Source organism: Streptomyces sp. NPDC046870 (genome assembly GCF_040704595.1).
Classification (GTDB): domain Bacteria; phylum Actinomycetota; class Actinomycetes; order Streptomycetales; family Streptomycetaceae; genus Streptomyces; species Streptomyces argyrophylli.
In genome coordinates this window covers 1-15,026 of the sequence record NZ_JBEYXM010000033.1, presented here as the reverse complement: position 1 = coordinate 15,026, position 15,026 = coordinate 1, and the positions used below count along the sequence as shown (strand labels likewise).

The window sequence follows — 15,026 nt, the reverse complement described above, 5'->3', positions numbered from 1 at the left end:
TAAGCCGGCGATGCCGAGAGCGGTGTCGGGGCGGCAGTGGCTGCACGCGCTGGTGCCGTCGGCCAGCAGCCGGCGGGCCTCGTCCGGGCCGACGGGACGGTGCCGTTTGCCCGCCATGTAGCAGGTGCCCCGGTGGACCTGCACGGGCGGCCGGCCGACTCCGATACCGAGTTCGACGATCCAGTCCGGCGGTGCCGGCTTCGCCCGCCGGCCGCGTTCCTGTTCGGCTTGCCGCTGCACCAGCTGCGCAATCTTGCGGTCGATGCGTGCCAGCCACATCGCGTGCCACACCCGCAAGGTGCGCAGCCGCTCTAGGTCAGGCGGCAACTCATCGAACATATTTTTGATTCTATGTCCATGATCACGCTCTCCGCACTCGCGTGTTCGAATTTTCGTTCGATAGCGTGAGGGTGTGGAGGTGAGGATCGTGAACAACGGCGTGAAGCAGGTCGAGACTGTGCGGGCGACGGTGATGCATGTGCGCTGCCCGGACCGGCTGGGGGAGGAGACCTACCGGCAGGTGCTGGAGCTGCTGGCCGGTCTGTCGCCGGTGGTGCAGGCTCTGCCGCCGTCCGCTGCTCTGGTCGAGCTGAAGGGCGCCCTGCGCTACCACGGCACCGACGCGACCCACCTGGGCGAGGTCCTGCGTATACGGTGCATCTCGCGCCTCGGGGTCGACGTCCGGGTCGGTGTCGGGCCGACGATCACCGTCGCGGCCACCGCCTCCGCCCAGGTCACCGGTCCCGGCGGCGTCCTCGCCGTCTCCCCGGACGAGGTCGCCGACTGGCTCGCCCCGCTGCCGGTGGAGGCCCTGCACGGGATCGGTCCCCGCCAGGCGGCCGTGCTCCGTGACTACGGCATCCACTCGGTCGGTCTGCTCGCCGCCGTCTGTCCGGCCACCGTGCAGCGCCTGCTGGGCAAGAAGGCCGGCCAGCTCGCCGCCGACCGCGCCTGCGGCATCGACCCCCGCCCCGTCGTCCCGAGGGAGCTGCCGGCCTCCGCGGCCGTACGCCACCGCTTCACGCACCACACCCTGGACGGCGCCGTCGTCCGGACGGCCCTGCTCGACCTCGTCGTCCGGCTCGGCCTCCAGCTCCGTCACCGCGGCCAGGCCGCCCGCGCGCTCACCCTGACCCTGCGCTTCGCGGGCGGCACTACGTGGGAGAAGACCCGCCGCCTGCCCGAACCCTCCGCCCACGAGGACGACCTGCGCACACTCGCCTACCAGCTGATGGACGCCGCCGGCCTGCAACGCGCCCGCCTGACCGGGATCGTGCTGAGGGGCGAGGACCTCATCGACGCCGACCAGGTCGCCGAACAGATCAGCCTCGACACCGCCCGCGAGTCCCGCCTCGTCGCCGAGCAGGCCATGGACCGCATCCGGAAGAAGTTCGGACCCGACTCCATCGGACCGGCCGCCGTCGCGCCCCTGCGCCGGGCCTCATGACCGCTCTGCAGAACCTGGTCGCAGGACCCGAAAACCGCTGCGGCCCGCAGGCGGCACGCCCCCACCGCGACCTCGTCGCGCCTGGCCACGGTGGCAGCGATGCCGCGCGACGGTGATGCATCCAGCGCGGCAGGTGCCGGGGAACGGCAGGTAAGGGTTCGGGACGAAGTGCCCGTTCGAGCGCCGGCCGTCACGAGGGATACGACAGGCTGAGTGCTCCCGGGCCCGCGACGCGGCGGCGCCGGCGGGCCCGGTCCTCACCCCGCGCACCAAGCGGACCGACGAGAGCACGGCAGCGCTCAGCAGTGGTTCCGGCAGCTTCGTATTGTGACCGTGCACGAAGGTTGGCCCGTAGGGCCAGGTCCTCGCTCAGCCACGGCAGCCGCGTCACCGCCGTCTTCACGGCGGCGAGCCGGCGACGGTCGTCGACACGTTCGACGGTCTCGTCGGAGAAGTCGCGGACGACATCCGGTGCGGGGAGCCGGCTCATGGCTCGACTGTGGCGGCGCACGGCCCGACGCCGGTTGTGCAGCACGTTCGTCGCTATGCCGTACACCCAGGGACGTACCGGGTCGTCCCCGGGCGCGAGCCGCTCCCGCAGCCGCCACACTTCAAGGAACGTCAGCGAGACGACTTCCTCCGCCGCCGACCAGTCGTCCGAGACACGCAGGGCATGACGGTGTATCGCTTGGGCGAACTCCCGGAACGCCTCCGGTTCACCCGCCCGAAGCCTGGTTCTCAAAGATGCCTTCACACCATGACCTGTTCCATGGAGGTGGCAGGGTTCCCGTGAGCCGCGTCACATGTGAACGGGCGGGTGACCGGCGGCGGTGCACATGTCCGCCGTGCCCGACGGGCGGGCCGGCCTGTGCCGGGGCGGACATGTCTCCATGTGGCGGGGGCGTCGACCGGTGACTGCGGTCAGCGCCAGCCGAGTTCTGGTGCCACGTGCGTGAGGATGCTCTCCAGAAGGGGGGTGTTGTAGTCGACTCCGAGCTGGTTGGGGACGGTCAGCAGGAGGGTGTCGGCGGCCTGGTTGGCTTCGTCGTCGCGGAGCAGTTGCACCAGTTTGTCGGGCTCCGCGGCGTAGGACCGCCCGAAGACGGACCGGGTGACGTCGTCGTGCGTGCCGACCGGGTCGCGGGAGTTGCGATCGTGGCCGAAGTACGCTTGGCCGAGGTCGTTGGTCAGGCGAAGTCCATGCTCGGCGGCCGTGGCCGCGACCGAACGCGCAACGTCGGGACGGACGGTGCTCATGTCGATGAGAAGAGAGCCGGACCTGGTGTTGGCGATCACGCCGTCGGGTCCGTTGTAGACCGAGGTTACATCGAGTGAGTCAGGATGCATCGTGATCACGACATCAGAGTCGGCCACGGCCTCCGCAACCGATAGGACACCGGGCCCCCGGCAACTACGAATTCCGCGACCCGAGCAGGGCTCCGGTTGTACCCCACCACGTCGAACCCGGAACGAAGAAGGTTCCTTCACACAGTCTCCGTCGTCGCTGATGTCATGTGGGACCTCAAGAGCCCACAGCAGCCTTGCCTGTCACCTGGCTGGGCGATGCAGGGCGAGATCCACCTCGCTGAAGCGGCTGGAGGCCAGGTTGGCCTGGTGCCAGTGCGGATAGATCAGATCGGGTGCGCTGACCTGGTCGAGCCGATCGATGTCCTCACTGCTCAAGTGCACGTCAACGGCACCGAGATTGTCCGCCAGCTGCTCGTCCTTGCGAGCGCCGACGATCACGGAGGTCACGCCGGGCTTGGCGAGCAGATAGGCCAGGGACACCTGTGCGGGCGAGGCCTCATGGTCTGAGGCGATGTCGACGACGGTTTCGATGGTGTCGTAGAGTTTGTCCTGGTCCCGTACGGGTGGTTCGGACCACTCGGTGAGATGGCGGCCGTCGCTGGCCTGCTGCCCGCGGCGATACTTTCCCGAGAGCAGCCCTCCGGCGAGCGGGCTCCACACCATGATGCCCAGTCCCTGGTCGAGGGAGAGCGGCACCAGCTCGTACTCGGCGTCGCGTGCTTCCAGTGAGTAGTAGATCTGATTGCTGACGAAGCGCTCATAGCCATGCGCGTCGGCCACGCCAAGCGCCTTCATCAACTGCCAGCCCGAATAGTTGGAGACACCCAGGTAGCGGACCTTGCCGGAACGCACCAGGGAGTCGAGGGTTTCCATGGTCTCCTCGAGGGGCGTCAGCCCGTCCCACTCGTGGATGTGGTAGATGTCCAGGTGGTCGGTGTTCAGACGGCGCAGGCTGGCCTCGATCTGGTCGAGGATGTGGTGGCGTGACAGTCCCTCGTCGTTGGGGCCGTCACCCATCGCCATACGGACTTTCGAGGAGATCAGCACCTGGTCGCGGCGCCCCGCGATCACCTGACCGAGAATCTCCTCGGCTGCGCCCCTCGAGTACATGTTGGCGGTGTCCACGAGGTTGATGCCGGCGCCGAGGCACATGTCGATCTGGCGCCGGGCACCCGCCAAGTCGGTTTGGCCGACGTTTCCGAAGACATCGCTACCGCCGAAGGTCATGGTGCCCATGGCCAGCGTAGAAACTCGCAGACCCGACCGGCCGAGTCGCCTGAATTCCATGGCGATCACCCTCCGTCCCTATTGCATGACTACCAACGCTTGGGGTGCTTGCCTCCCCGGTCCTCGCGGCTGCACCAGCGCCGACTGCGGTGCGACACACTGTTTGATGAGAGCACGGTCTTTCCCGCTGAACTCCCAATCGCTGCTTGACCTGCTACGTAATCGCCTGACCTGCTTGCTCCAGGTGTCGTCCCCCGGGTTTCCCCGTAGAGGCAGAGATACCCCCAGATGCGCGACGAGGCAGTACGACGGAGGATGTCGTGTGACGCCTCTCGACAGGAGGTCGAGATGATCATTCTAAATGTCTTCTTCGACGTGGCTCAGCAGCATGAGGCAGAGTTCCTGAAACTGCTGAACAACATGGTGGTGGAGTCCAACAAGGAAGACGGATGCCACCTGTACCAGCTGTGGCGCAACGACCACGATCCGTACAGCTATGCCCTGATCGAGCACTGGGAGTCGCAGGAGCATCTGACCGCGCATGGCAAGACGCCGCACTGGATCCACTTCAACGACACCGTCAATGGCTACTTGAAGTCGGCCTACGACGAGCACCACTACGAAGAGATCCCGCGCTGAGCTGAGTGCCCGTACAACCTCAGCTATGCGGTCCCGGGCTCGAAGAACGGCGTTCAGAGGCGACGGTCCCGACGCCTTCAGCCGCACAGCATCGCGCTGAGCGTGGGCTTCATCGCCCGCTGCCGACGGCCCTAGCTGACCCGGACCCCAATTCGTCCGCTGTCATCGCCGATTGATAACGAGAAGTAGGACTGGGGCCGTCGAGACTCCATCACCCCGATCAAAGTTTCGAAGCATCCTCACGCTTACGCCTGGAGGCGATCCGCATGCCTTTCTCCCAGCCCATACAGGGTTTCCGGAACTACTACGAACGCTCCGGCAGCGGCACGCCCGTCGTCCTCGTTCACGGCAACCCGGGCGACCACATGGAGTTCTCGCGCGTGGTTCCGCTTCTCGGCGATGACGTCGACGTCCTGACCCCCGACCTGCACGGGTACGGGAAGTCCGACAAGCACTTGGAGAATGTCGGCAATGCGTACTCGCTCACCGGCCAGGTCGACGCCATCATTGCACTTATCGATGACTTGGGCATCAGCAACGCCGTGCTGTGCGGCTACGACGTGGGAAGCTTCACCGTTCAAACCATCGCGATGAAGCGCCCGGACCTGGCGCACTCTCTCGTCATCGCTCCGCCGACGCTGGGGGTCGGGCGACGAATCCTGGAGGAGAAGGCTGTCAACGCCTTCCTGCACGCCATTCTGTACAAGACCAGGCTGGTCGAGGACTTGATCGATGGGAAACCTGAAGCCGTGCGTGCCGCTTTGCGAGAGAACCTGGAGAGCTGGTCGCCCCCCGGCTCCCCAGCAGTCGACGTACTCCTCGACCACCTCACTGAGAATCACTCGAAGCCGGGCGAATTCGTCGCCGGCGCGATGTGGTTCCGCTACCCCGAGGGCAACCCCATCACCTTTTACGCCAACGAGACAAAGCCCGCGCCGGAGGACAGGTTTTCAAAGAACCTCACCATCCTGTGGCCTGACAGCGACGCGCTCTTCCCCACGGAATGGAGTGACACGCTCGACGACTACTACAGCGACTACGACCTCCATTTCATGCAGAACACCGGGCACTTCAGCCCTGTCGACTCCCCCGAGACCTGGGCGCAGCACATCCGCAAGCACGTACAGGCCGCCGCGAAGTAGCCGAGCCGAGGCATGGGCGGTGATCGAGCCATTGACCCTGAGTCGAAAGAGAGGGGATTCCCGTCCAGGTCGCCTTGACCGACGAGTGGTGTGAACGGGGCCGTAGTGGCGGCGGAGACGTAACTTCACCGAGGGAAGTAACATGCCTGATTTTCACCACAATATGTTCGAGCACGAGGGTGTCCGAATCCATTACGTGACCGCTGGTACCTCCCCGGGCCAGGGTGGGGACGATCGGACCATCGTGTTGATCCACGGCTGGCCGCAGACCTGGTGGGAGTGGCGTCACATCATAGAGCCGCTTCGTTCTGACGGCTGGTTCGTTGTGGCACCGGACGTCCGAGGGGCCGGCGGCTCGTCGAAGCCTGCGGGTGGCTATGACAAGCAGACCATGGCGGGCGATATCAGGGCGTTGTTGCAACACCTCGGTGTGCAGAGTCCGATTACGATTGTCAGCCACGACCTCGGGATGCTGGTGGGCTACGCGTATGCATGCCTATGGCCCGACGAAGTCGCGCGCCTCATGGTCTCGGAGGCACCGATCCCAGGCACCGCCGGATACGAAAGCGCCGTGGCGACGAGCAAGTACAGCGAGAACAGAATCTGGCACTTCCACATGCACGGCGCAGCGGACAACGCTGCCGAGATGCTCATCGAGGGCCACGAGTTCCCGTACCTTCGCTCGTTCTACGTCAGGCTGAGCGCGAACCCCGATGCGATCTCGATCGCAGACGCGGAGCGCTACGTCGCCGACTACACACAGCCCGGAGCCATGCGAGCGGGTATCGAGCTCTTCAGGGCCTTCGAGAAGGACGCGGAAGACAACCAGCGCATCCTGGCAGAGAGGGGAAAACTCACCATGCCCGTGCTGGGGCTGGGAGGTACTGCCAGCTTCTTCCTCCCCATAGCCGAGCAGATGCTCTCGGAGGTCGCCGAGAACGTCACCGTGCGAGCGGTCGAAGATTCGGGTCACTGGATGGCCGAAGAGCAACCGGAGAAACTCTTGGAACGCCTTCGCGAATGGTTCCAGGAGACCGGCGGGTAACCGCGGGATGCGTCCGTGGTCAACAGATGTCACACCCGATCGCGCTCGCGCAGCCCAGTCAACATGCGCTCGTAGGTCGTGTGACGACAGTCTCCGTGCGCAACGGGTCCCAGCCAGTAAGCGCGCCTACATGCACGTCGTGTAACGGGTACGCAGCCCGCGCACTCTTATCGGACGGGTCGTTGATCGAACCGGTGATCACCGCGTGGAGGGACCGGCACCGCTCGGTCGGCGGCCGGCAGGGCGTCGGCTACGTGCCCGACGGCTGGCTGACCGCGAACGGTTGGACCGACCCGCTCACGATTGCCGCGTACAACCCGGCGAACTACCCGCTGCACGGTTCGGGCCTGTACTTCGCCGGCCTGGAGTGGGACGGCACGCTGCGCGACTACGGTCTGAACTCCGAAGGCACGTTCACCACGTTCGGCACTGTCTCGACCGGTAAGGCGTCCGTGATGGACGTGGTGTTCGACGCCGGAACCCAGCGCATCGTCGCGACCTGCGACAACACCTGCGGTGAGACGCACACCTTCATGCAGGTCAATGCGTCCGGTGCGATCGTGCCGGAGGTGACCTACACGAACCCGGCCGTCATGCCGATCGACAACCTGGAGGGCTTGGCGCTCGCGCCCACGCCGACCTGTGTCAACGGGTCCCGCGAGGCGGTCTGGAGCGATGACGGCATCTACGGCCTCGGCTCCGGAAGCTCCTCCTACGGACACGCCCTGTACAGCGGCACTTTCCCCTGCTGATCCTCCCGACCGAAGGAGACGGCCCACGCACGCCTCCAGGCCGGGCAGGAAGCGGCGCGCGGCGGTCCCGTGGGGTCGAGGGCGACTCCGTGCCCGGCCTTTGTCCGGCCGGGCACGGAGTCCACCGGGCCGCGTCAGGTACTCGGTGACGCGGTGGGGATCACTCGGTGACCGGATTGAAGTCCCACACGTCAGCCGCGTAGTCCGCACGGTTCCTGACGGTCACCCGGCCGTGCAACGCGCCCCCCGTGAGGTAGATGGGCTCGTCTCGTTCCGCCGGACCCGTGTGGTTGGCCAGCAGCACTCCGTACTGGGCGGGCCGCAGGCACCACAGGAAGCCGTCGGCGTGGGGCACGAACTCGCTCATCGTGACCTGGTTGCCATCGACGGGTACTCCCGTGTCGTTGGTCGACGCCACGTACCGTCCGTCGTTGGCCAGGTAGAAGCACTCGTCCGAACCGGTCCGTCCCGCGGGGATCGTGGTGAACCTCTCCTCGGGCGCGTCGTCGTCCTCGTCCAGAACCACGGGGAACTCGTTGATCGCGTCGTTCCAGGCGTTGAGGATCCAGGGCAGGCCGTCCTTGGACTTGAGATGGACCTCCCTGCGGTCGCTCAGATCCTCGACGTCCTGCAGGAACCAGCGCTGGCTCGGCGCCTGGTCGTCCGCATCGTGGGCGAAGAGCGCGCCACCCTTGAGATCGGCCGAGAGGTACTGCTTGGTCGCGTAGTTCTCCAGGCTCCAGGTTCCGTCTCCCTGGTAGTGGGGCTTCCACAGCTGATCCAGTGCGGGGCTCTTCCAAAGCACTATCTTGCCGTCCCGCTGGCTGCCTTCTTGCCCCAGGTAGTAGTTGTAGAACTTCGGGTCCTTGGAGAGCAGGTTGAGATAGCCAGGGTGTTCGGACGACTCCTTCAGGTCGAACAGCAAGTTCGATCCCGGGTTCTTGTAGTCGAACTTCACGTCACCGATGACGTTGCTGCCGGCACTGGCGAACCCCGCTACGTTGACGGTGTGGGCGCTCATCACGACGACGTTGTTCTGGGGAAGTGGTGGCGCACTCGACGGCGCCGGGGAATCGTCCGGCAGATTGGTGAGGTAGTGCCATACGGGGTAGTGGTCAGAGTCGATGTAGTCGTCAAGCAGTGATGATCCGAAGACGTCGACGCCGTTGTTCACGGGAGTGACCGCGTAATCGAGGACATGGGGTGTGCCTGTCCTGCCCGCTGTGGGATGTGTCGCGGCCGCGGTGGAAGCGGTGTTGTAGACGCCCGCGGGGAGGGCGGTGGCGAGATCGCCCGGATCCCGGTTGTAGTCGCCGGCGGCGATCCAGGGCTGCGACTCATCGCCGCCGGCCCCCAGGTGCTCCATGTGGTGGCGGATGTTCTGCAGCAGTTCGGGAGCGTCCTGGCCCTGGTTGTCCGCTCGCGCGTGGATGGTGAAGTATCCCACGCCGCCCACGCTGATTCCGAGTGCGGGCCGGGAGTAGCCTTGCCCAAGTACCGGGTCGTAGTCCGCCGGCTCGACGACGTGTATGTCCTGGGGGGCGACCGGTGTTCTGCTGGCTATGGCGAGGTTGACCCGTCCGTCATTGGTCGTTCCGCTATTCGTGTGCAGCCAGTATATGTATCCCACCGTGCGGCTGCGGGTTCCGAGGAGCCGGTACTCCCGGACCGGGGGGTACGTGCCGTCCGGGTGTCGCCAGACGTTCTGCGCGTGGTCTTCGAGGAATTCGAGGCGTGATCCTGTCGGCGGGGTTCCGGCCTCCTGGATGAGGACGATGTGAGCCCCCCGAGGTGCCGCATCCTCCATCATGTAGCGCAGATCATCGTACTTATTGTGTCGCCCTCCGTCCGCCAGTGCGCCTTGCATGTTCCAGTTGACTATGGCTCGGTCGGTACCCGTACGGGGGTCCAGATCGCCACCGGTCTTGGTCAGGAACAGGGACGGTCGCTTGCCCACGGCGAGGGGCACGACGCCGTGCCCCACGTAGTCCAGGGTCTCCCGGCCGGTCCAGTCCGGGATCGCCTGCCCGTCCGTCTCCAGCGGCTCGAACTGGGTGGGTGCGTTGCTCTTCGAGCCGAACTGGAAGGCGGTGCCGGTCTGAGTGCCGTACGGCGCGTACGGTTCGAACGGTCCGCCGGGACTGGTCTGTTTGATCAGGGTGTTGTTGTAGAAGACGTTCTGTGGTCCGGAGGAGCCGGACCACTTGACCGCCTTGGGGCCGGCCGCCCACCAGATGGGGTACCAGGTGCCCTGGTCGATTTCGCCGCCTTCACCGCCGCAATTCGTCTGGCAGTTGGCCGAGCGGTGCTCGTACGGGACCCTGACGGTGTTCTGTTCGAACAGGTTGTTGTGTTCCCAGCCGCCGTGCAGGTTCAGGTCGGAGTCGAGGTCGTTGCGGAAGGCGACGTTGCCGCTGGCGGACCACTGGAAGGTGAAGTGGCGCAGGTTGCGGCTGAGGTTGTAGGCCCACAGCGAGTTCCACACGCGGCTGCCGCGCAGGTATCCGTTGCCGCCCTTGCCCTTGTTCCAGGCACCGTCGAAGCTGTTGCGCTCGATCTGCAGGTTGAGGGCGTCCTCCGTGACGATCGGGTGCGAACCCGTCATGGTCGCCTTCAGCCCGCGTGCCCAGCTGTTGGCGGCCCACTTGTACACGATGCCGTGCATGGCGTACTCGGGGGCCATGTTGCCGTAGTTGTGGACGGCCTGGTCGGCGGTCAGCTGGTAGGTGCCGCCGCCCAGCTTGGGCAGGCCGTTCATGTCCTGGGTGAAGGCGAAGTTCTCGAAGCCCACCCCCTCGACGATGCGCAGCGGGGTGACCTTGCTGGCGTAGGGCTTGTCACCCAGCGCCGCGGAGCCGTCCGAGGTGGAGTCGACCGGCAGGTCCCACTCCAGCGGGCGGTCCAGCGTGACCGTCTTCGCGTCGGCGTCGACCCCGGTAACCTTGAACATCTGCTGGCGCATGTGGAGGTCGTCCATCACGCCCGGGTCGGTGACGCCCTGCTGTTCGTAGAACTTGATGCTGTTGGCCGCGCCCACCCAGACGTAACCGCCGGGTGTGAACTTCGACATGGAAGCGGTCGCCACCAGCTGCACGGTCCTGCTGCCCCGCCGGGCGGCGTACCCCGGGTCGTCGGCCGTGGCGGCAACCTTGACGCCGGAGGCCCAGTGCTGGTTGACGGAGCCTTCGAAGATGTCCTTGCGGTTGGCCGGCGCCGCCGCCCAGTCATCCTTGTACCGGTCGGCGACGTCCCGGGTCTGCACCCGGAACATGCCGCGCCCCGGCCACATCCAGCCGCCGGTTCCTTCGTCGCTGCCGGTGCCGGCCTTCATGCTGTCCTGGTCCCAGCGCCCGTTGACCACCGTGTCGTAACGGGTGTTGAGATCCGGCCGGAACACCAGCTTCGTCCCGCCGTCGCCGGAGCCCTGCCCGCGCACGATCAGGAAGCTGGCGTCGACGTAGACCTGGCGGGTCAGATCGATGCGTCCGGACGGCAAGGTGATGAGCGAGAGCTGATCGTAGCTGGCCGACGGCGAGCACTGGCTCTTGATGTCGTCGATCGCCTTCTGCAGCCCGGTGGTGTCGTCGGCCCCGTCGTCCGCTCTCACTCCGTACTGGGAGGACAGTTGTTCCGGAGAGATGCGGCAGGACGCGTCGTCGGTCACCTCCCCGTTGCCGGGCAGCGCCGCGCCGCTCCGGTAGCCCGCGCGCGACCAGTCCGGCAGGCCGGGGGCCGAGGTGGTTCGGTTGGCGCTGGAGAGATCCGGTCCGTCAGCGTCAGGGCCGGCTGTCACCGTTGCGGCCGTCGCCGAGACGGTCGTCGACGGGCCGGAGGCGAACGCCGGCAAGGAGATGGACAGCAGCAGGCCGGACAACAGTGCTGCCATGGGTCTGAAATGTCTCACACGAGCTCATTTCTGCGTCAATGTGTGATGTTGATGGCGATGTCGAGTCACTTCGGTGCGCGACGTGTCCCGTCACTCGGCGCCGCTGCCCGAAATGCGGTTCTGCGCGATCGGGTTGCTGTCGGCGGTTCGTGCCGTACGCCGAAGCGCGACCGGTCCTGACACCGACGCCCGGCGTCGGTGTCAGGACCGGGATGTTCACGCGGCAGTCGAGGTCATGGTGCTTCCCGCCACAGGCGGCAACCGGTGTGGGGTCACCACGACCGGCAGGACCATTAGGGTGCCGGGGGCGTGGGCAGACCGCGGAAGTCGGCGGCCTGCTTCCACACCACTCCGGTGGTGCCGCCGCCGGAGCCGGTGATGATGTCGTAGACGAGGGGTCCGCTGCTCTGGGCGAGCGGGGCGACGTTGGTCCAGCCGTAGCCGGAGTCCTTGAAGTTGCCCAGGACGTCGCCGTGCCGATTGATCTCGTAGTTGCCGATCGTCCCGTCGTAGTCCCGGAAGGTGATGACCCCGTAGCCGTTGTCGGTGAGGGCGACAGAGGGGGTGCTGGTCGTGTACGGCCCGACCTTCTTCGGGTTGGTCCAGGTGGAGGAGCCGTACTGCTGCCGCGCCATGTACACGTTGAAGTCGGTGCCCTCGAAGGCGAGGACGACCTGGTTCCACGGAGCCGGGTCGTTGCCGTCGTTCACCTGGGCGGCGAGTGACGGCGCGTCCTGGCTGCGGGCATTGGGAACCGCCTGCGGAGCGTTGAACGTCGTGGTCGCGGCGTCGTAGTACATCGTCCAGACGTCGTCGGTGGTCTGGCTGTTCCAGGCGAGCATGTACGAGTTGCCGGGGAGCGCCGCGGCCGCCACGGGCTGGTTGGTATTGGTGCGGGCGTCGTTGGGGACCTGCGTGGCGTTGGGCAGTGTCCCGGGCAGCTGGTAGCTGGTGGTCAGCTGGATGCGGTGCTGGTAGATGTGGCCGTCCTTGCCGGTGTGGAAGATCCGGAAGTTACCTCGGCCCCCGTCGTTGGTCCAGATCACCGTCGGGGCGGCATACGTCTGCGCGTGATCGGTGGACCCGGCCGTCGCCGGCAACGGGTAGGCAGGTCCGTTGTTCAGCGAGATCCAGATGTTGTCGTTGTCCGAGCCGCGCCAGGCGTGCAGGACGTTGCTGAGGTTGTCCCGCGCCTCCCCCTCGGTGCTGCTGCTCCTTATCTGCCCGCCCGAGTACGTCACCGGCTGCCATCCGGTACCGGCACCGGGAAGGTCGGCGAGGGCAGGGCTCGCCACTCCGAGAACAGCAGCGGCAGCAGCGAGGACCGGCGCCGCACGCCGGATCGTCTTCGCCTTGTTGAACACTTCTTCTCCACTCATCGTTCGTACGCGAGACACGTCGCGATCGCCGCGGAATCCCACGCAATGTCGGGGCGCTGGCGCACATCAGCCAGGCAGGACAACGTCCACCCCCTGTGGCACACATGTGTGTTGCACAGATAGTGGAGGTGGGTGTTTGCCAGCAGAAACTCTAAGCATGATTGATGTGTCAAGCAAACCCATCACGCCTGCTTGGTCCACATCGCGCGGAACGTACGTCCCATCGCAACCGCAAGCGCGGGGCAGGCACACAAGTGTCACCCATGTCCCGGACATGGGTGACACTTGTGTGCCTGCCTGCTTCCCCGACAACACATCCAGGCCGACGTGCGACGTCAGGCGGAGATCCGCAGGAAACCGGTCACCGCGTGCGCCCAGGCAGGTTTCTCCCCCGACGGGAAGCCGGCCCACCGGTGCGGGATGGCGTGCTCGCCGGCGACGCGGTCAGCGCCAGCCGAGCTCCGGTGCCACGTGGGTGAGAATGCTCTCCAGCAGGTGGGTGTTGTAGTCGACACCGAGCTGGTTCGGGATGGTCAGGAGCAGGGTGTCCGCGGCCTCGATCGCCTCGTCGTTCCGCAGCAGCTTCACCAGCGCCTCCGGCTCGGCGGTGTAGGAGCGCCCGAAGACGGACCGGGTCGTGTCGCCGAGTAGGCCGACATAGTCCTGGGAGTTGCGGTCGCGGCCGAAGTAGGCGCGGTCGAGGTCGTTGGTCAGGGCGAAGATGCTGCGGCTGACCGACACTCGCGGCTCGCGGGTGTGGCCCGCCTTCTGGTATGCCTCGCGGTACGCCTCGATCTGCTTGCGCTGCTGTACGTGCAGCGGTTCGCCCGTCTCGTCCTCCTTCAGCGTCGAACTCTGCAAGTTCAGCCCCAGCTCGGCGGCCCAGACGGCGGTCGCGTTCGACGCGGAGCCCCACCAGATCCGGTCGCGCAGCCCTTCGGAGTGCGGCTCGATCCGCAGCAGTCCGGGCGGGTTGGGGAACATCGGCCGCGGGTTGGGCCGGGCGAAGCCCTCACCGGTGAGCACCTGAAGGAACGCCTCGGTGTGGCGACGGGCCATGTCGCCATCCGTCTCGCCCGGCGCGGGACGGTAGCCGAACAGCCGCCATCCGTCGATCACCTGCTCCGGTGACCCGCGGCTGACGCCCAGTTGCAGCCGACCACCCGAGATGAGGTCGGCGGCGCCCGCGTCCTCGGCCATGTACAACGGGTTTTCGTAGCGCATGTCGATCACGCCGGTGCCGACCTCGATCGTCGACGTCCGCGCACCGATCGCGGCCAGCAACGGGAACGGACTGGCCGCCTGCCGGGCGAAGTGGTGCACCCGGAAGTACGCGCCGTCCAGGCCGATCTCCTCGGCGGCGACCGCGAGGTCGATGGACTGGAGCAGGACGTCCGAGGCCGTCCGGGTGGAGGAGTGCGCATTGGGCGACCAGTGACCGAAGGAGAGAAATCCGATCTTCTTCACAGTGTGTCCAGCTGTCGGGGTGTGTTTGTTCTGCCGGAACGGGTCTGTCGCCGCCCGCGCGACCGGCCGGCCGGTCGCCGTAGGGCGCGGCGCGCACGACGCAGGCGGCAGGGATGGACCGGGGCGGGCACGGACCACCGAACCTGCCGCGGTCGGCGCCTCCGGCAGGCCGGCCCCGGCATGCCTGGCGGAGCCCGCCCGCGCCCTGCCCGCCCCACGTCCCCGGCACAGGCAGCGGTGCCCGTGCCGGGCCGGGTCGGCCTCGGTGTCAGCTGGCCTGGGCGGTGGGCATGATGAAGACCTGCGGGAGGTTGACGCGCAGGGGCAGGGAGGCGATGAAACCGACCGTCCGCGCGATGTCGATCGACTGGAGCCAGTCGATGGTGTCCTTCGACCCTTCCAGCCATTCGCGGGCGCCGGTGTCGGTGACGTGGTCCTGGAGTTCGGTGCCCACGATGCCGGGCTCGATGGCGGAGACCCGTACCTTCTTCGGGCCCAGCTCGATGCGCAGGTGCTTGGAGAGGTGCGAGACGAAGGCCTTGGTGCCGGCGTAGACGGCGAAGGTCGGGTAGAGGTTCTGCGCGGCGCTGGAGGAGGTGTTGATCAGGTCGGCGATACCGCGCTCCTGGGCGGCCCGCACCAGCTGCGGGGTGAACGCGCCGATGACGTTCATCAGCCCGGAGACGTTCAGGTCGATCTGCCGCTGCCACTGGTCGGCGCGCAGTTCCTCGACG

The 15,026-nt window shown here is 66.6% G+C and carries 11 protein-coding genes and 3 pseudogenes; 5 read left to right on the top strand and 9 right to left on the bottom strand.

Annotated elements, in window-relative coordinates; all coding sequences use genetic code 11:
• Window positions 1-24: 24 nt before the first annotated feature.
• Window positions 25-279: pseudogene (locus AB0946_RS37785) on the bottom strand (DUF6233 domain-containing protein); the annotation flags it as partial.
• A 193-nt stretch (window positions 280-472) separates the two neighbouring features.
• Here AB0946_RS37785 and AB0946_RS37780 point away from each other — a divergent pair.
• Window positions 473-1,447, top strand: coding sequence for a hypothetical protein (locus AB0946_RS37780; RefSeq protein ID WP_366765322.1), 975 nt, complete (start codon window positions 473-475; stop codon window positions 1,445-1,447).
• A gap of 190 nt (window positions 1,448-1,637) precedes the next feature.
• Here the strand turns inward: AB0946_RS37780 and AB0946_RS37775 are convergent, their stop codons facing one another.
• From AB0946_RS37775 to AB0946_RS37760, 4 genes and pseudogenes are all read right to left on the bottom strand, one after another.
• Window positions 1,638-2,189: a sigma factor gene (locus AB0946_RS37775; protein ID WP_366765252.1), complete on the bottom strand. Its 552-nt coding sequence runs from the start codon at window positions 2,187-2,189 to the stop codon at window positions 1,638-1,640.
• Between the two features lie 179 nt (window positions 2,190-2,368).
• A pseudogene (locus tag AB0946_RS37770) lies at window positions 2,369-2,638 on the bottom strand (LLM class flavin-dependent oxidoreductase); the annotation flags it as partial.
• A gap of 12 nt (window positions 2,639-2,650) precedes the next feature.
• A pseudogene (locus AB0946_RS37765) lies at window positions 2,651-2,935 on the bottom strand (NAD(P)-binding domain-containing protein); the annotation flags it as partial.
• A 60-nt stretch (window positions 2,936-2,995) separates the two neighbouring features.
• Window positions 2,996-3,991 (bottom strand): aldo/keto reductase, encoded by a 996-nt coding sequence (locus AB0946_RS37760; RefSeq protein WP_366765251.1) that lies wholly within the window; start codon window positions 3,989-3,991, stop codon window positions 2,996-2,998.
• Window positions 3,992-4,330: 339 nt separating this feature from the next.
• Here AB0946_RS37760 and AB0946_RS37755 point away from each other — a divergent pair, with 339 nt between their 5' ends.
• From AB0946_RS37755 to AB0946_RS37740, 4 genes are all read left to right on the top strand, one after another.
• Window positions 4,331-4,621 carry a putative quinol monooxygenase gene (locus AB0946_RS37755; protein ID WP_366765250.1) on the top strand — a complete coding sequence of 97 codons (291 nt, stop codon included), beginning with the start codon at window positions 4,331-4,333 and terminating at the stop codon, window positions 4,619-4,621.
• Window positions 4,622-4,887: 266 nt separating this feature from the next.
• Window positions 4,888-5,763: an alpha/beta hydrolase gene (locus AB0946_RS37750; RefSeq protein ID WP_366755530.1), complete on the top strand. Its 876-nt coding sequence runs from the start codon at window positions 4,888-4,890 to the stop codon at window positions 5,761-5,763.
• Window positions 5,764-5,926: 163 nt separating this feature from the next.
• Window positions 5,927-6,808 (top strand): alpha/beta hydrolase, encoded by an 882-nt coding sequence (locus AB0946_RS37745; RefSeq protein ID WP_366765249.1) that lies wholly within the window; start codon window positions 5,927-5,929, stop codon window positions 6,806-6,808.
• A gap of 254 nt (window positions 6,809-7,062) precedes the next feature.
• Window positions 7,063-7,560, top strand: a complete 498-nt coding sequence (locus AB0946_RS37740) for a hypothetical protein (protein WP_366765248.1) — start codon at window positions 7,063-7,065, stop codon at window positions 7,558-7,560.
• 160 nt (window positions 7,561-7,720) lie between these two features.
• Here AB0946_RS37740 and AB0946_RS37735 read toward each other — a convergent pair whose 3' ends face one another.
• The 4 genes from AB0946_RS37735 to AB0946_RS37720 form a co-directional block, all read right to left on the bottom strand.
• Window positions 7,721-11,446 (bottom strand): endonuclease/exonuclease/phosphatase family protein, encoded by a 3,726-nt coding sequence (locus tag AB0946_RS37735; protein ID WP_366765247.1) that lies wholly within the window; start codon window positions 11,444-11,446, stop codon window positions 7,721-7,723.
• A 293-nt stretch (window positions 11,447-11,739) separates the two neighbouring features.
• Window positions 11,740-12,825 (bottom strand): hypothetical protein, encoded by a 1,086-nt coding sequence (locus AB0946_RS37730; protein ID WP_158712500.1) that lies wholly within the window; start codon window positions 12,823-12,825, stop codon window positions 11,740-11,742.
• Between the two features lie 444 nt (window positions 12,826-13,269).
• On the bottom strand, window positions 13,270-14,292 hold the full coding sequence (locus AB0946_RS37725) for an LLM class flavin-dependent oxidoreductase (protein ID WP_366765246.1): 1,023 nt from the start codon (window positions 14,290-14,292) through the stop codon (window positions 13,270-13,272).
• Between the two features lie 268 nt (window positions 14,293-14,560).
• On the bottom strand, window positions 14,561-15,026 hold a 466-nt coding region (locus AB0946_RS37720), incomplete at its 5' end, for an SDR family NAD(P)-dependent oxidoreductase (protein ID WP_366765245.1).